This window comes from Crossiella sp. S99.2, from assembly GCF_023094165.1.
In the GTDB taxonomy this organism is placed as follows: Bacteria; Actinomycetota; Actinomycetes; order Mycobacteriales; family Pseudonocardiaceae; genus Crossiella.
In genome coordinates this window covers 886,239-905,235 of sequence record NZ_JALMDK010000004.1, presented here as the reverse complement: position 1 = coordinate 905,235, position 18,997 = coordinate 886,239, and the positions used below count along the sequence as shown (strand labels likewise).

Annotated in this window: 18 protein-coding genes; 8 read left to right on the top strand and 10 right to left on the bottom strand. The window is 66.7% G+C overall.

What is annotated here, in order from left to right:
- Window positions 1–212: 212 nt before the first annotated feature.
- The 3 genes from MZC64_RS19770 to MZC64_RS19760 form a co-directional block, all read right to left on the bottom strand.
- On the bottom strand, window positions 213–1,148 hold the full coding sequence (locus MZC64_RS19770; protein ID WP_247758242.1) for a hypothetical protein: 936 nt from the start codon (window positions 1,146–1,148) through the stop codon (window positions 213–215).
- A 200-nt stretch (window positions 1,149–1,348) separates the two neighbouring features.
- Window positions 1,349–2,233, bottom strand: a complete 885-nt coding sequence (locus MZC64_RS19765) for a hypothetical protein (RefSeq protein WP_247758240.1) — start codon at window positions 2,231–2,233, stop codon at window positions 1,349–1,351.
- Window positions 2,234–2,292: 59 nt separating this feature from the next.
- Window positions 2,293–3,093 carry an endonuclease/exonuclease/phosphatase family protein gene (locus tag MZC64_RS19760; protein WP_247758239.1) on the bottom strand — a complete coding sequence of 267 codons (801 nt, stop codon included), beginning with the start codon at window positions 3,091–3,093 and terminating at the stop codon, window positions 2,293–2,295.
- A gap of 77 nt (window positions 3,094–3,170) precedes the next feature.
- On the opposite strand from MZC64_RS19760, the gene MZC64_RS19755 reads away from it, so the two are divergent.
- Window positions 3,171–3,980 carry a hypothetical protein gene (locus MZC64_RS19755; RefSeq protein ID WP_247758237.1) on the top strand — a complete coding sequence of 270 codons (810 nt, stop codon included), beginning with the start codon at window positions 3,171–3,173 and terminating at the stop codon, window positions 3,978–3,980.
- Between the two features lie 46 nt (window positions 3,981–4,026).
- Here the strand turns inward: MZC64_RS19755 and MZC64_RS19750 are convergent, their stop codons facing one another.
- Window positions 4,027–4,263: a hypothetical protein gene (locus MZC64_RS19750; protein WP_247758235.1), complete on the bottom strand. Its 237-nt coding sequence runs from the start codon at window positions 4,261–4,263 to the stop codon at window positions 4,027–4,029.
- A 190-nt stretch (window positions 4,264–4,453) separates the two neighbouring features.
- Between MZC64_RS19750 and MZC64_RS19745 the strand changes: the two genes are divergently transcribed.
- A complete protein-coding gene (locus tag MZC64_RS19745; protein ID WP_247758233.1) occupies window positions 4,454–4,879 on the top strand; it encodes a hypothetical protein in 426 nt (141 codons plus the stop codon).
- Between the two features lie 177 nt (window positions 4,880–5,056).
- Here MZC64_RS19745 and MZC64_RS19740 read toward each other — a convergent pair whose 3' ends face one another.
- Window positions 5,057–5,377, bottom strand: coding sequence for a hypothetical protein (locus tag MZC64_RS19740; RefSeq protein WP_247758232.1), 321 nt, complete (start codon window positions 5,375–5,377; stop codon window positions 5,057–5,059).
- A 108-nt stretch (window positions 5,378–5,485) separates the two neighbouring features.
- Here MZC64_RS19740 and MZC64_RS19735 point away from each other — a divergent pair, with 108 nt between their 5' ends.
- The 5 genes from MZC64_RS19735 (at window position 5,486) to MZC64_RS19715 (ending at window position 12,159) form a co-directional block, all read left to right on the top strand.
- Window positions 5,486–6,421 carry a hypothetical protein gene (locus tag MZC64_RS19735; protein WP_247758230.1) on the top strand — a complete coding sequence of 312 codons (936 nt, stop codon included), beginning with the start codon at window positions 5,486–5,488 and terminating at the stop codon, window positions 6,419–6,421.
- A gap of 65 nt (window positions 6,422–6,486) precedes the next feature.
- On the top strand, window positions 6,487–7,200 hold the full coding sequence (locus MZC64_RS19730) for a dirigent protein (RefSeq protein WP_247758228.1): 714 nt from the start codon (window positions 6,487–6,489) through the stop codon (window positions 7,198–7,200).
- A 723-nt stretch (window positions 7,201–7,923) separates the two neighbouring features.
- Complete coding sequence (locus tag MZC64_RS19725; protein ID WP_247797723.1) at window positions 7,924–9,798, top strand: hypothetical protein; 1,875 nt, start codon at window positions 7,924–7,926, stop codon at window positions 9,796–9,798.
- A 548-nt stretch (window positions 9,799–10,346) separates the two neighbouring features.
- Entirely contained in the window at window positions 10,347–11,303 is a 957-nt protein-coding gene (locus MZC64_RS19720; protein ID WP_247758225.1) for a hypothetical protein, read from the top strand.
- A 331-nt stretch (window positions 11,304–11,634) separates the two neighbouring features.
- Window positions 11,635–12,159 (top strand): hypothetical protein, encoded by a 525-nt coding sequence (locus MZC64_RS19715; protein WP_247758224.1) that lies wholly within the window; start codon window positions 11,635–11,637, stop codon window positions 12,157–12,159.
- Between the two features lie 504 nt (window positions 12,160–12,663).
- Here MZC64_RS19715 and MZC64_RS19710 read toward each other — a convergent pair.
- Window positions 12,664–13,272 carry a hypothetical protein gene (locus MZC64_RS19710; protein WP_247758222.1) on the bottom strand — a complete coding sequence of 203 codons (609 nt, stop codon included), beginning with the start codon at window positions 13,270–13,272 and terminating at the stop codon, window positions 12,664–12,666.
- A 9-nt stretch (window positions 13,273–13,281) separates the two neighbouring features.
- Complete coding sequence (locus MZC64_RS19705) at window positions 13,282–13,440, bottom strand: hypothetical protein (RefSeq protein ID WP_247758221.1); 159 nt, start codon at window positions 13,438–13,440, stop codon at window positions 13,282–13,284.
- Window positions 13,441–13,636: 196 nt separating this feature from the next.
- On the opposite strand from MZC64_RS19705, the gene MZC64_RS19700 reads away from it, so the two are divergent.
- On the top strand, window positions 13,637–15,397 hold the full coding sequence (locus MZC64_RS19700) for a hypothetical protein (protein ID WP_247758219.1): 1,761 nt from the start codon (window positions 13,637–13,639) through the stop codon (window positions 15,395–15,397).
- Between the two features lie 249 nt (window positions 15,398–15,646).
- On the opposite strand, the gene MZC64_RS19695 is transcribed toward MZC64_RS19700, so the two are convergent.
- The 3 genes from MZC64_RS19695 to MZC64_RS19685 all read right to left on the bottom strand — a co-directional run bounded on the left by MZC64_RS19695 (window position 15,647) and on the right by MZC64_RS19685 (window position 18,036).
- Window positions 15,647–16,105: an Imm1 family immunity protein gene (locus MZC64_RS19695; protein WP_247758218.1), complete on the bottom strand. Its 459-nt coding sequence runs from the start codon at window positions 16,103–16,105 to the stop codon at window positions 15,647–15,649.
- A 362-nt stretch (window positions 16,106–16,467) separates the two neighbouring features.
- The gene (locus MZC64_RS19690; RefSeq protein WP_247758217.1) at window positions 16,468–17,016 is read right to left on the bottom strand and encodes a GNAT family N-acetyltransferase; all 549 of its coding nucleotides are present in this window, start codon (window positions 17,014–17,016) and stop codon (window positions 16,468–16,470) included.
- Between the two features lie 3 nt (window positions 17,017–17,019).
- A complete protein-coding gene (locus MZC64_RS19685) occupies window positions 17,020–18,036 on the bottom strand; it encodes a hypothetical protein (protein WP_247797722.1) in 1,017 nt (338 codons plus the stop codon).
- Window positions 18,037–18,997 lie beyond the last annotated feature (961 nt).

Here is an 18,997-nt window from a genome sequence, read left to right as displayed (position 1 = left end):
TCGGTCCTCACAAACTGATCTTGAACACCCTTCGTCCGTCTCCGGACACCACCCAGACTTAGGACTTACTCATCTAGTACAGATGCTGCAGCCGTTGCCCGGGGGGCCAGGTTCGCGCGGCGGTAAACAATGTCTGCAGCACCAGTCCAGGCCGGGATAGCTCGGCTGCAGGTCGCCGCGAACGAGCGCGGTCCGCGCCGCGGCCACCGCAGTCATCGGCGACCCGCCTCGGCGCTAGCGGCCAGCTGCCCCAGCCGGATACCGCAGGAGGCGGTGATGTGCCACGCCACCTGCAGTCGGGTGGCGTCATCGGCAGTCACGATGGCCTGCGAAGCCGCCGCGCCCGCGACCGTGTCGCCGCGCTCCACCGCATCCAGCAGGTCGCTCACCAGCCCGGCCACCGGGTCACGGCCGGTGTAGACCCCGGCCAGGGCCCCGTTCTCATCCAGCACCGCCAGACGCCGGCGCCCGCCGCGGAAGAGCACATCCATGAGCGGCATCAGCATCTGCAACTGCGCGTCGACAGGCCACTGGCTGATGTAGTCCACCGCCTCGTCCGCGTTGCCGACCGAGACCGCAGCCAGGGCCAGGGACACCGAGGTCAACGGCGCGAGCAACGTCTCGACGGCCCGGTCTCCGACAGCGGCTTCCAGGGCTTCGGCGACCGCGGCCCGCACGTCGGCGAACCGGCCGTAACCGCCGACGGAGTCCGCCACCGGCGCGGTAGCCGTGGCCAGCACCATCACCAACTCCCCCACGATGCGGTCGCGGAAGGCCCGCCGACCCAGATCCATCAGCGCCTGTTCCTCGGCCCAGGTCCATCCCCGCAGGGAGGCCTCGACCAGCATGCAAGCGTGGCGCAGCACCGCCACCTGGTGTTGCTCGTCGATGGCCTGCCGCACCAGGGCGTCCAATTGTGCGGTGACCTCGGCCTCGGTGTAGGCGCCGCCGAGCATCCGAGCCCAGCTCACCAGCACCGCCACCACACTGCCCTCGGCGGCCAGGTGGTCAAGGGCGGGGGTCCAGGCCGCCATGTCGACCGTGCCATCGGCCCGCCAGGAACCCAGCAGCGCATCGCTGTGCGCCTGCACCTGGCCGTAGACCTCCTCAAAATAGTCCTCGTACTCCGCTTCCTCCGGGCCGATCATCTTCCTTACCTTCCCCCTGTTTCTCAACGCTGCGGCACCGCCACTGGTGAGGTGGCCACCGTGGACTCCAGAATGTCAGGGCTGCCAGCTCAGCGCTTCTGCACCTGGTCGACCATCTCGTGCACGCTAGCCGGAACATGCCTGGTCAACAGCCGCACCGGCCAGGATCACCGGCACGGGTGAGTCCCCCGTGTGCCTGGTCAAGTGGGCAGCAGCATCGGACCGAGCAGCTCATACACCTGGTTCGGCAACTCGGACAAGATCGCGGTCCGTTCAGCGGTGGTTTCAGCATCCGGCCCGAAGCCCACGTGGACCGGGTGCCGCCACGGGGTGATCAGATCCAGGCAGGCGCGCAATACAGCCAGCCGGACACGCAGCGAGCCGTGGTAGTGCGGGTAGGCGGTAAACGAGCCATGCACGACGATGAGGCCCCGCTCCGGTTCGCGGTTCCAGGTCGACCCTGGTGCGACAGCGGCGATGAGCAGGCCCTCATCGACCAGTTCGCCCTGGTAGAACACCCGGATTTGCTCGACCACCGGTTCCCCATTGGATTCCGTGCGCGCCGGATCCGGCAGCCGGGCATAGATCACGCCGAGCAGGCCCTCGGGGTGCAGCCACACCTCACGCTGCCAGACCGGCCAGCCACGGCGGTCGCTGGCGATGTCGTGCACCGGAGTGAACCCGTCCTCGGTGAGCAGTCCGCGGGCGGCGACCAGGGTGCCAGTGCCGGTGGGGTGCCATCCGTCCAGGGCTTGCCGCTGCAGCAGGGTAGTGGTGTGGCTGGTGACCTCCGGTAGCCACTGCATCAGCTGGCGCCGCCATTCACCGGTGACCACCTCCTGGGACAGCCGGATACCTTCGGCGATGAGCGAACGCTCGTTGGCAGGGGCAGCCTCCTCGGCGCGCAGGGCTTCCTCATAACTCAGTGGAGGTGGTGCCGGTGGATACATCGGGTCGTTGGCCTGCCGGTATGCCACCCGGGCCGGGGTCGAGTCACGGGGAGAGCGCAGCTCGCAGTCCCGGAGTCGGCGCAGGCGGTCCAGAGCTTGTGCCCGCCGAGTGGTCGAGGTCTCCACGCTGCCCATGCCGCGATCGTAACCGGATGCGCACGCGGTGCAGCCGGACCGCACCGCGCCCCCTGCTGTTACAGCTCGATGATCAGCGGCCGGTGGTCAGAGGCGGTGTTCAGCTCCGGATCAGCCTGGAGGTCATCCAGCACCCGGTAGCCGCTCACCGCCAGCCCCTGGGCCGTCCACGCCAGGTCCAGGCGCCGGGGCACGTCATTGGGGGAGTAGTAGCCGGCGGTGGGCCGCCGGTTGCCGAATTCCGCGCCCACATCCCGCCATCCGGATGCGGCCAGGGCCTCCAGTGGTGCCCGGTCGACTAGCTCCGCGCCGAGCTGCCGTGAGTTGCCGATCTGGTGGGCGGCCTTTACAGACAGGTCCGGCTCCGGATCGCCTGGCGGCACGCAGTTGGCGTCCATGACAATCAGGCTGGGCAGGCCAGGGCGGAGAGTGTTACGCAGCCACGAAGACTCGATCCGCTGGAGCGTCGGATCGTAGGGATTGAGATGGGCCACGATCAGCTCGACCTGCCCGTGGCGGGGAAGGCCGAGAGTGACCTGGAGGTAGCCGTGCCACCACGCCTCAGCCTGGGGCTGGTGGTAGGCGCGCACCACCTGGATACCCGAGCGGCGGGCCACCGCCAGGGCCATGCAGCACCGCGTTTTCGAGCTGTACAACTCGACATGGTCATCGCCGTGGCTGAATCCGAACGCCTCGAACGCCTCAGCGAACTCCTCGGTGGAGTCGGTGGCCCAGCCCCAGCCCTCAGTGACCGCCAGTACGTCTGGTTGTACCCGCCGGATGACCGCGGCCTGTTGCTCCCGCCGCGTCCGCCCGTCCGGCTGTTCTTCGTCCGGTCGTTCGTAGAGGTTCCAGAACATCACCTTCATGGTGCCCCCAGGTTGGTCATCACTCCAGTCTGATCGCTGTAGCAGCGTTCGCGCACTACGGTGGCCTCATGCGGTCGAACCGGTCATCCCGCGAACCCAACTCCTGGATGAGGACCTGCCCTGGCTATACCCACGCGGTGGAGGAGTTCGCCGAGGCCATCACTCCGCTCATCCGGGCCCGGCTGGCCGCCGACACCGGGCACGCACCACAGGAGATCACCGAGCAGGACCTGGTGGCAGTACTCACCGAACAACCTCACCCCGAGGCACTCCTGGACTGGTGCACCGTGCACCGCGACGCGGACTCCGAGCTCAGCGCCCCTCGCAGGGCGGAGCTGAGGAGACTCGCCCGTGCAGGCCTGCCCGCCTCCGGGATGCCAGTGTCCCCGTGGGAGGAGTGCGCCATCGTGCTGACCTGGTGGATGGGGACCGGTGCACCGGCCGTCGAGGCGGACCATCGGTTCCAGCACTACGACTACGCCAGCGATCACGCCGAGATGATGTGCCGGGTAATGCTCTACATCGTCTCCGGGAACAACCACACCACGCCAGCCACGACGCCCCCGGCCACCGTGGCCGCGGTCGTTCGCGCCATTCGCAATGACGGAGACCCGATCCAGGGCCTGAAAAAGCTGGACACCTGCATCGGGGAATCGATCTCCCTCCGCGGCCACCACACCGACCTGGACAGCGACCCGGTCAGCAAGGCCTTGGTGTGGCTCCGCCAGCCGCACGGCGGCTTCTATCTCACCGACGGCGGATGGGTACCGACCATGGTGCACGGCACTCCGCACCGGCCTATGAGCGAGGCAGTCCGGCCGATGCTGGTGGTCCTCGACGCGGCAGCAGCAGATCCCACACCGATGCCCCGCAGATAGTCAACGGGATTGGCGCTGACCCACCGTAGGGTGGCGCGCGGTACCGTCACACCCGCTCGCCCAGATCCGGAAGCTCCGGCAGTCTGTTCAGGTCGGCACGGCCGTGCTCCTGCTGCTGGCGAATCCACTCGGCCTGCGCCATCGACTGATCACCGGCCGTGGGCGGTGTGGCCGGAGCGGAGGACTCCGCCCACCAGCGGACGAGCACCACCTGCTCCTGCGGCGATGGCGGTGCGCCGAACCGGATCGAGGTGCCATCGGCGGCGGCCGCGGCGAGATCCACCCGCACACCCCCAGGGGGTGGTCTGGACACCATCGGGTCCGCTGGCCAGGTAGGCCACCAGCTTCGGCAGGGATTCGCCGAGGCGGTCGGCGTCAGCGAGTGCGGTCACGCCGGCCATCGTCCCGTGCCGCCGTGGGTCGTCGGGCGCGGTTTCCCTCGCGCCGAGCAGCCACCTGGTTACCATCCGAGCATGCCGATGACCTGGACCGACACCCAGCAGCAGGCCGTGGCCAGGCTGTGGGAGCTGCGGGCCCAGGAACTCACCTGGCCTGGGGACTCAAGCCCGGCGCGGATCGCCGAACGGCGCCTGCACGACCTCGTCTACCAGGTCTGCAACCCCCCGCAGGCGGATGCCCCGGTCACGCTGCAACATGATCACCCCGACGTTGTCCCGCTTCGCCTGGCCGCAGGCATCCGCCCGCCTCAACAGGTGGTTACCGGTGAAGACCGGGCCACGCTGCTGCAGTGGCTGCCCGAGGTCGTCCGCTTCACCACCACGCTCCAACAGCGGATGGCCCTGGACGGGTGGCGCACCAACGAGGACCACTTTGTAGTCGGTTCGCTGGATTCGGCCCGGGAGTTGCTGGCCGGTGAGGGCTTCGCCGGAGGTCCTTGATGTCGACCACGCCGACCCTGCCGAACCTGCCACTGCGCGAGGAACTGCCCTGGGCGCTGGCGCTGCCGGATACCCGCGATCGGCGCAGCGACACAGGACCCGGACCACGCCCACGATCAGCGGCCCGGAACCCGACCGCAGTGCCCATGGCTGTTGCCGACAGCCACAGTACGATGATCAGCGGCCAGGGGCCGGACGGTGTGCCACGGTGCGCGTACGTAGTCCCAGGATCGGCGTGTAGTGCTGACGCAGCCAGTTCTGCTCGAACTGCTCACGGCCCTCTACACTGCGCAGCATGGCGACCGCGCCGTCGGCTCTCTCCTCGGCGGGCCTGCAGATGACCGCCATCAACGCGTGGAAGTAGGCCACCCTCGCGGCCGAGTGGCGCCGGAACCGCCGCGTCTGGTCCCACTCGAAGACAACGCCAGCCAACACAGCGGCCAACACCGTACCGGCCGTGGCCAGCACGGTTGGCCACCACCAGATCAGTCCGTCCATGATGCTCACCGTACCGACGACCAGCCGATGCCGCCGAACCCGTGACCTGCGATCAAGACCGCGCCTTGCACCCCCCCCCAGCAACACCCCGGTCGCTACGGTGAGCCGGTGACCGATTCCAGCCCCGGCACCTCGCCGGAACACCCCAACGACTTCGCCACGGTCCTGCGGTTGACCGAGGCGATCATGGCCGGGATAGGGCCAGCTGGGGAGCTGGACCCGACGGTACTCCAGCCACCCGTCATCGAGATGGGCGACATCGGCGCAACCGGCCTGGTGCTCACCACATGGGCACAGGTCCTGGCCGCGACCCAGCCCTCCAGCACAGAGTCGCTGCTCAGATTCAGCGCCTGGACACCCGAGCCTTGGCGCGCAGGCACCCACCACAATGCCACCCGCATGGTCACCGCTGCGCAGGCGACCATGCGCAGTGATCCAGACACGACCTGGCTGAGCCAGGAGATGTACACCATCCACAAGAGCATGGGCCGCGACATCTGGTGGCTGACCGCCCTCATGGCCCAAGCCACCGCGCCGGTGCTGCGCGCTACCGGCGGACTGGAACGCTTCACCGCGATCCTCGAACTCACAGCGACCTGGGCCGCACCCGGAACGCCACCGTATGCGATCTCGGCCGCCGCTGCCGGGCTCGCATCGATCATCACCAGAGACGTCGATGCGGCCCGCGACTTCCTGGGCATGGTCGACCCGTACCTGCTGATCTGCGCGCTGGTCCCCATCGCCGACCGCGTGTTCCCCGATCGTGGCCAGGCCAGGTTCGCCACCCTGGCCCTGGACAAGGAGACCGGCCTTCCCATCGGTGTCGGACCGGTGGAGGAGGTCTCAGATCAGATAACCAGGCGGCTACTGGCCACCGTCACCACGCCCACACCGGACACCGATCACCTCAAGGTGGTGATGGCCGAGATCAAGGCAGCCGACCTCGACATGCAGGCCCAGGTGTCCTGGATGATGGCCCATACAGTGGGTCACTACCTCGCTCGCACCCTCACTTCCCAGGGCTGGCCAGGCCGACCAGGCTGACCTGCGCGAGGGACCAGCCCCGCCACCATCCACGAACCGGAGCCAGAGTCGCTGCGATGCCGTCCATGACCGAGAAAACCCCCGCCACCGACAACCCCCTCTGGAACCAGGCTCTGGGCCGGGGCGGCGAACTCACCCAGCTCAGCGTCACTGTCTCCACTGGTGCGTCCTGGGACTACGTAGCCACCCGCGGCGTCATCGCCACCGCCCTGTACGCGCTGGCCGTCCGCGGACAGTGCGCAGTCTCCACCGTCGGACTGGATGCCCTGGCCTACCCACTCTGGGAACGCACCGACTACCTCGACCTCGTCACCGCGCAGATGGCCGCTGCCGGACACCGTTTCGACCAGCCCGACCCCACCGACCCGGTCAGCCAGGCATGGGCCTGGCTGAACCGATACTGGCCCACCCGAGATGACCTGCCAGAAGGCATGCCGGCTTGGGACGGGCTGGCTCGTGGGATCGCGCTGGGCCTGCGCCGGACCGCGATCGACATCTGCCTGTTCTGGGCCGCAGCCGCGGTCGGGCGCGCCTTGGAAGCCGAACGCGGCGCCGTGCCCCGCCGAACCCCTGTCGTGGTGAACACAGGCGAGTTCGCTGGTGCACGCGGGTTCGTCGAGTCGACGGTGTGGCCAGTGAACGCGGCGACAATGATCGTGGAGCCAGGGCTCCCTCTTGCCTACATGATCAACCTGGGTAAGGCGCACGGATCCCAGGCCGAGCAGCTGCTCCGCCAGGAGTTTGATCTGATGGCTGACGAGGAGAAGGCAACGCAGTGAACGGACAAGCGGAAGGGGGACACACCTCCGCCTGAACCTGTTTCCCCGGCCAGACTCTGCAACGCCTCGATCGTGATGCACGGCGGTGCACCGCACCAGGGCCTGAGCATGCTTCCAGGGCTAGATTTGCGTCGAGGTCCGAGATCTTCGTGATGAAAGGGCGAGCAGGGTGCATACGAATGCTGACGAACGGGTGCGCATCGTCGAATACGGTCACTACAGTGGCTCGCCACACACGTTCGACGGCACCTGGAGTTCTCGCGTGGACGCAGAGCTCTACGTTGACTTCCTGGCCGCTGAGGCAGCCTTGGCAGGTCGGCGTGAACGATACGAAGTCGTTCCTGCTAGTGGCACGTCGATTTCTGCCTGATCTGCCACAGCCCGATCGACCTGGGCTCAGCTGAACGCATCTGTCACCACGGTGCATCACGCCAGTCCATCTCGATCCGCTCGTCCGGCGAGACAGGGATCGTTCCCGCGTCGATTTCGACCCGGCTCGTCCGCAACAATATCGGCCGCGAACACGTCTCTCGTGACCTCGTCCAGTGGGCAGTCGTTCACCTCGCAGGCGTCCTCCAGCTTGCGGCCGACCATCGCGACCGGTCGGCCTGCCTGTTGTCGACGGACGTGGCACCAACCTCATGAGATGGCACAGCTGGTGGCAGAGATCTCCCGCTCGCAGATGCGGCCACCGGCGGTGAACTGACGACTACGCTAGGCAAGGTGAGTAGCTGGCCGCGATGGCAAGACGCACTGGTCCACGCCCGCACTCTCCATCTGCGATGCCGCCTCGCGAGCCAGAACGGCCGTACCCCGGAGGAACCGGAGCCACGTCGCGCCCAGGAGTTCTACGCCTTGCCGATCCTGGCCATCGCAGGGGAGAACGGTCAGGCACCTGCGACGGTCACCGCCGCGCAGCTACGCCACCGCCTCACCGATCAGACCGAGTACACGCTGTGGCTACACGCCACGCTCCAACGCATGGGCTACCCCCTCAGCCCGCTGCGCGTCCCCGGCTTGGGTGGCCGTGACGCCGACATCGACGCCACGGCCACCCTCCTACAGGAGCTCATCACCAGTGCGAGCCCTGCCTCGGACGACCCGGTGATCACCGTGTGGCGACACGCCGCACGGATCTCAGGTGGCACCAGCGAAATGACCTGCGGCACCGTCGTCGATGAGCCCATGACCTGTCCATTGTGGACTCGACGCGCCGAGATGATCGCCGAGCTGGACACGCTGCTCATCCACGACCACGGCGGCTACCCCGCCGGGACCTGGGTCCGCACTCGCGGCATTCCCGGCTACATCGACCCCAGTGGCCAGACCGCAGCAGAACTTGGCCTGGTTGCCGACCGCGCCCTCATCAGCGGCCCGGCCTGGACCCACGATGAGCAGGCGCGCCAGGTCATCGTCCCGCCCACCTCCTACTTCCTCCGGTTCCGCCCACTCGACCCGTCCCACTGGAGCGCGGCGGTGTCTAGCTCCAGATTCGGCCCTGTGCCCCAGGACAACCTCGAGCTGGACCTGGCCGGGTTTCCTCTCAACACAGCATCTCCCACGCCAAGGCCGCACCCCGCGACGCGTGCAGAACCCGCAGATCCCCACCTGACCCCGCCCGCCGTCGCTCCCGACGGAAGGGAGAGCCCCGACCCCGACTCCGACACCCGTGAGGCCCTCACCTTCCTGGACCCTGACCGCAGTGCTCACCTGCCCCGGGCACTGGCCAACACCGAGGACCCCAGCCGGGCCGCGGCACTGCGGCGCCTGTGGCGTCTGCGCGATCAGGAACTGACCCACTGCGGCGAGACCGACCCCAAACACATCGCCGAGCGCGTCGCCGCGGGATCCTGGTTTCCCCCAGAACAGCCTCGGCACTTCGACGCTCTCCTGTTCAGCGAACAACTCCGACAAACAGGCCACTACACGACCCGGCGGGCGGACTGGTGCGAACCAGATCAACCCCTCCTGCTCGGCGAACCTCGCCAACAGATGCTGGCCTGGCTGGACGCCCTACGCCGGTGCAGCCGCCGGCAGGCCACCGAACTCGACGGGTGGGATCCGCCGGTGAGACTGCCAGCTCTGCGCAGGATGCTGGCCGGAGAGGGGTTCACCGAGGTCCTCGACGTTCACGACAACGTCGATGCCGGCCAGGGCAGCGTCGAACTGTTTTTGGTCCACCACGGACAGGGATGGCTTGCCTCGGTCTCTGCCGTCGACCACGGCGACGGACCCGAGCCGTCCCACGTCACGATCTACTTCAACACCGCCGCAGTGGATCGGGAAATGCTGGCATTACTGCCCTACGACGGCGGCCTGGCCCGAGACAAGCACGACCCTGACGCGGCGACCAACATCCATGCCGGTCACTTCACGGTGCGCTACCGCAAAGGCCGACCATACCGATCCCTGCGGCTGCCCCTGACGATGCTGCTGGCGCTCGGACGCCCCGTGCTGCCGTGGTACTCCCCACCGAGTCTCTACCTGGGCCCAGGCGGCACACCACCGCAAGTCCAGCAGAGCATGCTGGACCGGCTCCCGCCCGAGGTACATACGTTGCTTGGCCCGAACCTCACACTCCGACTTCCCCCGACCTAGATAAGCAAGTCCTGATTCGGTCAGTGGTCGTAGGCGGTCAGGGATCGGGTGACGGGCTGGCCGGTGGCCCGGTTGTGTCAGATGGTCGCGGTGAAGGCGAGGATGCGGTGGTCGCTGCGGGCAGTGACCCCGTCGATGCTGCCTCCACCGTGTGATTCGAGGTCGAATTGGCCTTGGAGGGTGTCACAGGCCGACTCGATGAGCTGCCGGAGCGCCTTGAGTCAGGTGTTGCCCTGGGTGTGGGGTGCGGATGCGGTAGCTGGGGCGCAGCAGTTGTGCCCCAGCTGGTTGGACGGTCCACACACTGCCAACTCAATCAGCACACCGACCCCCCGGCTGCCCCGACCACCTGGGAACGAATCAGGCTCGCCAGACTGCCTGCGGTCGCTCACCGTCAGGCCACAGCTGGCCAGATGCCGGGAGACACCTGAGGATCCGCTCTCCTGCCACCCCCGCACCCTGGCCCAGGCACACCGCCCCAGCCGTGAAAGACACGCCTGGGGGAACCTGTTCGGCATGCCCCAGCGACAGCGGAGATGATGAGAGATGTGAGCGCGATGCCCTTGCCCGCCTATCTGGCCACCGGCCCCTCCGGGCTGCACGTCACTGCCTGCGGCCAGCACCTCGATCTGGCCGCGGCGGCCGGCACCGGCCAGGAACTCACCGTCGGCCCGCCGCCCGCCAGGGGGCAAAGTCACGAACTGGCCACCTGGTGGAGCACAAGATTGACCATCGACCGTGCCCCGCTGCTGTCCTCAGGAGCATTCGCGTGCGTCGTGGCCGCGACTGTGCCAAGCCAGGTCTGGGGACAGCTCCCCGACAGCGACGCCCAGGGCGCCAGGCTGTGGAAGGTGCATGGCGAGCCGATCACCGCCCACACCACCGGCGACACCCCGGTGCCGCTGTGGGTAGGACGCGGCGGTACCGCGCTGTTCACCCGGTTCACCGTGCAGAAGGAGGTGCCGGCGTGGTGGCTGGCCGGACCGTGCGGGCGCACGGTGTTCGGGCTGGCCAAGGACATGCCCGCCGACTGGAACACCCCGGAGGTCAGCGCGAGCGCCGAACAGCTGTGGCGGAAGGTGGACAAGGAGACCGAGCTCATCCACCAGGTCATCGCCAGCGGCCGCAGCGGAGCCCGCTCCTGGGCCGGAGCCGTGGCACGTGCCCTCGCCCCGCAAGGTCTGCTGGCGCACTGGCTGCACACAGTGCTGACCGGCTACGTGATGTCGGACTGGCCAGGCGCTGTGTCAGTGTGGGGTAGCTGGGAACGGCATTTCGGTATGCCAGTACCCACCGGGAGGAAAGCGGCCTATCCCCAGCCACCGATGGCCGCGATCCTGCCCGGCCCGCCCGTGCCGCCAGAGGAGACCACGCGCAGGCTCCGCTGGGAACTCGCTACTGAGCTACAGCGGCTGGAACTCGAACAGGCGTCCCGGCAACGGCATGCCGATGAACTGGTCCCCAGGATCGAGAGGCTGACAGCCCGACTCGCCGAGCTGAACTAAACGACCGCGGGCATCGCGCAGTGTGTGCGGCAGTTCGCCTCGTACTTGTCGCACCAGCAACCACGTCGTCGGCGGTGCACAACCGCATCAGACCCGGCTCGCTGCAGCTGAGGTGATGGCCACCGTGCGCCACTCCACGGTGGCCATCGAGCCTGTGCACATGATCCAGCCCAGCTGCGGCCGTGTACGCGGAGTCTCGGAAAGTCAGGGCCATCCGTGGCGGCCCTGACCTCTGTCGGGAGGTGGCCACATCGATGCTGAGGGGATCCCCGGTGGTGCACCACAGCAGACGGAAACCGGCCGCTGCCGAGGATGCGGCAGAATTGACTCTGTGGCACAGCCCCATCAGCATCAGGACGCCCTGCTGGTCTATCTCAAGGCAGTCCTCGAGGTATGCAGCAGCGTCCCGGTGCCTTCCGATTGGAAGTACGTGCGCCCAGAGGATCTGCTCATGGACCGCGGCCGCTGGTTCCAACCCCACCCGCTGCCAGGCCACTACACCCGGGGAACACCCCGGCGGTGCTACCTCAATGCCTACCGGCATGCCCGCACCACAGGCTCGGTCTATGTCGAGGGCTACGCACTGGACTCCTACGGATTCGGGCATCCGCACGCCTGGTGTTCCACCAGCGATGGCCGCGTTGAGGATGTCACCTGGCAAGACGAAGAAGGCTTGGCCTACCTGGGAATCGGATTCGCCCCGCACGTACTGCAACGACGGCGGAACAGCGACTTTCCAGGACTGCTGACAGACCTGCACTCGACTGATTTCCAGATCCTTCGCCACGGCATTCCGGCAGAGGACCTGCTCCTGCTGGGTGAACCGCATGAGCGGACCGCGCCGGCGGATGACTGACCCACCTCGACTCCGACCTGCGCCACACTGACCGTTCAAGTCGAGGGAACTCCTGCCGAGCCGGAAGTCCCCTTGGCGTCCGGGGCAGGCACGCACTGACCGTGGCCGCGCGGCACCACGGCCTCAGCGAGCCTCCCGGTACCGCCGTCGCCTCCACAGAGACAGTGCTGGCCGATGAGACACGCACATGCGGTCACCGTGCCGAGCACTCGGGTGGTCCTGGCGCCGGCGGAGATATACCTGCGACTGCCCCCGATCAGGGAAGCCTGCCCCCTTCGGCGAGTCCGAGAGACCAGGACGGTCCTTCAGCACACAGCACAGGGGAGTTCCTGGACCAGGTATGGACGCCCAGGGACCGAGGGTGCGCAGTTGCACGGTGCTGGATGACCTCCAGGCTGAGCCGGAACTGGACACCGCCGCCAGCCGCTGATCATCGAGCTGCAGACGAGCGCGCCCTAGGCGTTCTGGCCCGTGGCACAGACCATGGGCCACAACGCCGATGACCTATCGTTCCGGGGTGAGCAGGCGGTCCCCGATCGTCTCGACCATCGTGTTCTCCAGTGCGCGTCGGGCCGCGGCGAACTCCGGCTGTTCCAGCGCCCAGGTGGTGACCGCGGCAGCCGCGTGCACGCAACCGCCCGGATCTGCCATCAGCGCAGCGATGAAAGACTCGCTTGGATACCCGCCCCGCGGGGCCAGCATGTCCGGGGCGAACTCCTCGAGCATGCGCACCCCGGTCTGCCAGCTGCGCACCGGGCACATCACCACCAGGTAGCGGCGAGCCTCGACCGCGCAACGGAGCCAGCTCTCAACGCCCAGATCCGCCGCCGCCCGGTCGGCCGCGAACGGGGCACGGCGCCAGATTCCCTGAAACGAGCCGATCATCATGCTGTCCAGTGTGCGGTCCTGGCCGGGCATCCCCAGGGCCGTGAGTGGGTGCAGGTGGCCCGTGATCGTCTCGACCGCGCGGGCGCGGCGGGCCTCGGCCAGCTCCTCGGTTTCCCCGAAGGACCTCCTGCCCAGGTCCTGCAACGCCTGCACCGGCAGCGCCTGGGTGGAGTCCTCACGAGCACTGCTCAGGTAGGCGGCCAAGGGCAGCAGCGCGGCTATCATGCACACATCCTACGGCGGGTAGCCACCCGGTAACCGGATGAAGCAGGTCCCCCAGTCGAGGGTCACCTCCCACGCCGCGGCGCGGCGTTGGAGGACAGCGAGCTGATCACTGGTGTCCCGCAGTTGCATGCCCAGCATCGCCACATCCACTGCCGTCGCGATCAGCACCGGCGCGCTCCGAGGTAGCGGCTCGTGAACCCGGCAACACCCAGGAACTGAGTGCAGGGACCGAGTTCGCTCCGCATCTCCGAGCCGCTTCTCGAGCAACCAGATCTGCCAGAGTAGGACCACACTGTCACACTGCGCAGATGCGGCAAGTACACCGTGGCCACCGGTCGACGCGCCTCCAGCGGAGCGGACACCCATGAGCCGGTCACCCCGATGGGACGAGGCGCTTCATCACGGCGATGACCTGCTGAGTCACTGCGTCGCCGCGACCAGGGATGCGGTCCCAGTGGCCGTGCGGGAGACGAGATGGTGGGCACTGCTGGTCTATGCCACGGCAGCCCAGCATGAGCTCCCGGTTGGCCAGGTCGAGGCGGCACAGGTGCGGTACCGGCTCACCGACGCGGTGAACTGCCTGGTGTGGCTTGGCGGCATTCTGCACGCCAGAGGACACGCCGTCACCGTGCCGCGTGTGCCGGTGGCCATCGCCACCGGGGAGACCATCCCCTGGGAACTGGCCCGAGTGGAGCGGAGGGAGGCAGGACTTGCCGACGATCCAGTCGTCACAGCCTGGGAAGCGGCCACCGCGTTCGACGAGGGAAGCATCCTGCCCCTTGGCGAGGGCTTCGAGACCGTGACGCCGACGTGTCCACTGTGGACGGCACGGCCTTTCATGGCCACGCTGCTGGATGCCCTGCTCATCCACGACGGCGGAGGTTGGCCTGTCGGTACCCGCGTGCGCACGACCACTGCACTCACCGTGCCCCCAGAAGAAGAGGTCGCCTCGGACCGCGGGATCGTGACGGCCCCGGTCTGGATCCTGGATGAGGCCACCGGCCAGGTCCTGACCCCACCCGCGGGCTACCTGCTCTGCCTTCGCCCCCTTGACGCTGCCTCCGACTTCGGCGGCGTCCCGGTCGAGGTCGCTGCCCACAGCGTGCTCGCCGATCCCGGCGGATGGCCACCACAACCAGAACAGAGCCCCATCACCCCGGTGCCGGCCACAGGAACTCCGACCAGCACGAACCACGCCCGCGGGATCCCGCCTGAGCGCTCTGCGGCCGAACGCGACCTGTTCACCCCGGACCTGCTGACCGCACTGGAGGTCGCAGTCCCCGGCCAGGACCGCTCCACGCTGCCCTACGCCATGGCCGCCACCCAGGAGCCTGCGCGTGTCCGGGCACTGGAGCGGCTGTGGCGGATGAGGCAATCCGAGCTCGACCGCCGCTACGACCAAGCCTCACCGCCGATTGACCTGCCGCTGGTGGGGGAGCGGATGCTGCGACTGGGCGAGGAGACCCTGCACAGGGTGCGCCAGAGCCCTCGCGCCGCCTGGTGCCCGCCAGATACCCGCCTGCTGCGGGACCGGCCGCGGTGGGAGATGCTGGCCTGGCTCGCGCAACTCATCCCCACCGCCACTGCCGATCAGGTTCGCCTGCTGGATTTCGGCGGCCAGCCCGCCAGCATGTCCGGTGTCCGCGCGCTGCTGGCCGAGGAAGGCTTCCTCGAGGTCACCGAGCAACACCCCACCAGTCCGGAGGGATCCGTCGGAGGTGGTGATCTGGTCGCGGTCAACCCTGGCAACGGACGACTGGTACACCTGCAGGTGCACACCGTCGCCGGTAAGGCTGAAGTGGAGAGCGTCACCTTCTGGCACTGCACCGCACTGCTGGATGCCGAACTCGGCGGCTACGGCGCGGGATCGGGAGTTTTCGCCCGCGACGCCGACAATCCGGCTCTGGCTACCAACATCAGTTGCGGCCAAGTCGCATCCATCTACTGCTACGGCGGTGCGCGAGCGGATTCGCTGCGACTGGCCTTCGCCGTCCTGGACGCCGCAGGCGATCCCGTGCTGCCGTGGTACCAGCCACCACCGGGCCTGGATCCCGGACTAGTCGCACGACTGCCGGACTGGGTACACGAACTCCTCGGCCCACACCTGTACCACCGCCACAGGTGAGTCCACCGCATCCGTGGTGCCGAACCCACCACGATCCGACACGCCTTGGCAATGCCAACCTTGCGCGCCACAAGATCGCGATATGGCTGGCGGTCGGCGTTCAGCCTCCTCAATTATTGTGGTGACCGGACCGCACGGATCTCGAACAACTGCAACTCGTGGACAACTAGGTGTTGCAATCACCACTGGAATCTTAGGACAATGCCGGGGCCAACTCGCCACGTCGCCTTCTCTAGGCTGGTCAAAGCCTTACCAGCTCTCCACCGGTTGCCAGTCCACGCAGGTTGGCCGTTGCCCGCCCTGTTCCCAGAACTCAATCAGGGCAGCGCGTACCCGGTCGAGCGGGATCACCGCGTTCGGCGGATACACGGCATCGCCGCCGAGGTCCTGGTACAGCGCCGGCGGATCAGACACGAATTCGGCCGCCAGGGTGATGAACGCACCGCCGCCGTTGAGGTCCGCAGGAACCTCGCCGACATAGGCCAGCGCGCCCAGCCCGCGGGCGTCGCAGACGTCGATCTTGAGTCCGTGATCGGGGATCTGGACCGGGCCGAACCTGGGGCGCTCGAGGATGTGCACCGTCGGGGTGTGGAGGTGACGGGCCACGAGCAACCGGGCCAGCGCCTGCTCCACCGTGCTCTGGCTGGTGGCGATGATCGCCTCAAGCCCGTCGGCGGTCTGGACATCGAACTGCGCGGTCCAGGTCATCGCTCGACTCCGCCCCTGCCTTTGTAGGTGTGTTTGCCCTGATCATCATGGATCTCCTGAGTAGAGCCGAGGGCAACACCCATTCCAGCAACCGGTGACAACCGTAGAGGGCCCTGTCCACCGTGGTGTTGATCGCCAGCGTGAGATGACGTGTTCCGCTAGTGCGCATCCGGGCTGGCCTGGTGCGCCACCGGATCACGCGGACCCCGCCGGGTGTGGGGCCAATCGAGGTGACGAGCCTGGAACCGCGCCGCGTGCTGCGCCCCCGCGCGGTCGAGGGCGGCGGCGTCGAACCACTGTTCTGACCGGCGGGGGCGGAAATGAGTCGGGGCACCCGATGATTGACCAGGTGCCCCGACTCATCAACTCAATACATGGATCTTGCGCTTGTCAGATTCAAGCAGGGAATACAGGAGCGAATTCCGCCACGCGCCGTTTGTATGCACGTGGTCCCTGATCTCGCCTTCTAGCGAGAAGCCAAGCTTGTTTACCAGTTTAATTGACGCCTTGTTCTCTGGGCCGATGGCTGCGCTGATTCGATGCAGGTTCAGCTTGTCAAAGCCAAAGTCGATCAGGGACCTGCATGCGTTGTAGGCGTACCCTTTCCGCCAGTGCTCGGCCGCAACGGCGTAACCTAGCTTCGCGGCATTTACGCCGTTCAGGCCAAGGCGGGCGAATCCAACTAGGCGATCGACGTCGATAGTCGCGATGGCGAAGTAGTACTCAGTCCTTGGGGTAGCGGACGATCGCTTAACGGCGTCGATAAGTCGCTGTTCTTGCTGCTCGCGACTCAGTGGATCGAAGGAAAGATTCCGCGTCACCCTAGGGTCCCCGACGATGCGCATAGAGTCATCGAGGTCGTCGGAACGGAACTCGCGCAGGCGCACCACGTCGCCCCTGATCTCGACCACTTGTTACAGCACCTTCGCGTCAGTGAACGGGTTCTCAATTGACAGTGGGCATCTTCTAAATTCGACAATTTCGTCAGATAGAGACTTTCCGGCTCGCCCCTGATGCGGGATTGTGGAGAGAGTTTTCTCTACCTCTTCAACTGAGGCGACGATTCCGTGGATTCTCATTGGTCGAGGAAGTTCTAGAACAGGTTGGATCGCTTCCGCGGCTCCCTCTATGTTGCCCAGGTGAATCCGTGCGATCGCAAGGTCGCACCTGCTGCCAGCCTCATCGCCGAATGACCGGTTCTCTGGGGATGCCGACGAGTATGCGGCCAATGCGCGACTTGCAAACTCTTCGGTCTCTGTCGCGCAGTCCTTGCGCCCCCGAGCTAGGGCATCGGCGGCGTAGTACAAGCCACGGGCCGGACTGAAGCTGAACAGGCCGCCAATCTCGTCCAACGTGTCAGGAAAGCTGACCTCTCGGATTCGGTCAGCCGCTTCAATCGCCGCCTTCGCCTCGGTGATTCGACCTTGCGCAGCCAACGCGCGAGCCTCGCTGCTTGCGAGCCAAATAGCAGAACTCCCGCGGTTTCCTGGCGTTAGCTCGATCCCGCGCCGTGCAGACCTTGCGGCCTGCGAGTACTGATTTGTCCAGTACTCGATCATGGATCGCATTCCCTCGGCCCACGCTTGCAGGCCAGGATGTCCGGCGAGACTGGCGCATTCAGCAGCTGTCCGCGCATGCGTCATGGCTTCTCGCGGATTCCGAAGGTCATGTGACGCCTTGGCGAGCAATCCGGACGCGACACCGGCCAGTAAATGAAGGTCGATGGAAACAAGCGGAGGTTGCTTGCCTCTCAAGTAGTCGAAGATTTCGATCTGAGTCCGCGCGAGTTCGGGAATCAGGTCCTCAACCGGCTTGACTGGATAGTCGATGGCGAGGGCCTTGATGTCATCGGCTAGTTCTTCAATCTGTGCCCTGCCGACGTTCGATTGACCTGCACCCGAGAGGAATCCGCGAGCTTTCTCGGCGCACATTGCCATCACCTGCCTTTGCCAGTCTGCGTGGTCACGTCCGTGATCAATGTGCCCCAGTCGATGGTGACCAACAGGGAGCCACCTTGGCCTCTCGATCGGCGGACCGAATAGAGTCTCGACGTTTTCGCCGAACATCTCCTCAAGTGCAGCCCTAGAGCTTGGATACGGCAGGGTTTCGATCTCGCGCCTAGCCCACCGATAAGCCTGCCTTGGACTAAGAGGTTTACCGGTCTTCTCCGAGAACCGTTTCGCAAACTCTTCAAACGTCCAGTTCGACTCACGGAGTAGCTGTTCGAGTCTCGTTTGCGGAGGTCCTGCGGCTGCCATCCCCACCTCGGAAGGTCGACGTCGACTACTCCCACAGTACGGCGGACGGGTTCCGAAACGTAAGCCTGTCGCCCAGAAGGCGTCAGAAGTCAGAAGAAGTCAATAGAAGACAACAGTGGCGACATACCGATGTCGCAGGTCGCTGCCGATGCTGATCGGGAACCGAACCCCAGGACGAGCACGGTGCAGCTTCCGGACGGCAGGCCAAACGGGGAGGGCCACCGCGCAGTTGTGGCGCTGTCCGTGTTCTAACGGGTGGACGAGGCGTCCTGGCTCCCTCGCCGAAGGTCCCGTCCATCCGTCCCAGCAGCGGAAGAGGTTGGCGTGCATGGACGGACCACACAAGATCATCAGCACGATCCTGATCGTCGGCTGTTCTACGGGCCTGGCGAGCCTGTGGACCTGGTTTCCGGCAGGCCACCATGACTAACCCCGCCGAGAGACCCAGCCCCACCATGCCGAACCTGACTGCGGACCCCTGCCCTGGCGGCTGCCAAGCCACCGGCACGGTCAACAAGTGGACGCAACTGCCCAACGGGCAATCCTCCCGCGAAGTCCTGTTGTGCCCCAAGCCGGACTGCGAGTACCGCGCCCGCGCCCAGAAGCGGCGGGCCTTAGACGGGGTCCCCGAACT

Bases quoted from the DNA above. Each gene is read 5' to 3' on its own strand.
- MZC64_RS19770 (WP_247758242.1), bottom strand. From the start codon at position 1,148: ATGATCGGCCCGGAGGAAGCGGAGTACGAGGACTATTTTGAGGAGGTC.
- MZC64_RS19765 (WP_247758240.1), bottom strand. From the start codon at position 2,233: ATGGGCAGCGTGGAGACCTCGACCACTCGGCGGGCACAAGCTCTGGAC.
- MZC64_RS19760 (WP_247758239.1), bottom strand. From the start codon at position 3,093: ATGTTCTGGAACCTCTACGAACGACCGGACGAAGAACAGCCGGACGGG.
- MZC64_RS19755 (WP_247758237.1), top strand. From the start codon at position 3,171: ATGCGGTCGAACCGGTCATCCCGCGAACCCAACTCCTGGATGAGGACC.
- MZC64_RS19745 (WP_247758233.1), top strand. From the start codon at position 4,454: ATGCCGATGACCTGGACCGACACCCAGCAGCAGGCCGTGGCCAGGCTG.
- MZC64_RS19740 (WP_247758232.1), bottom strand. From the start codon at position 5,377: ATGGACGGACTGATCTGGTGGTGGCCAACCGTGCTGGCCACGGCCGGT.
- MZC64_RS19730 (WP_247758228.1), top strand. From the start codon at position 6,487: ATGACCGAGAAAACCCCCGCCACCGACAACCCCCTCTGGAACCAGGCT.
- MZC64_RS19710 (WP_247758222.1), bottom strand. From the start codon at position 13,272: ATGATAGCCGCGCTGCTGCCCTTGGCCGCCTACCTGAGCAGTGCTCGT.
- MZC64_RS19700 (WP_247758219.1), top strand. From the start codon at position 13,637: ATGAGCCGGTCACCCCGATGGGACGAGGCGCTTCATCACGGCGATGAC.
- MZC64_RS19695 (WP_247758218.1), bottom strand. From the start codon at position 16,105: ATGACCTGGACCGCGCAGTTCGATGTCCAGACCGCCGACGGGCTTGAG.
- MZC64_RS19685 (WP_247797722.1), bottom strand. From the start codon at position 18,036: ATGTGCGCCGAGAAAGCTCGCGGATTCCTCTCGGGTGCAGGTCAATCG.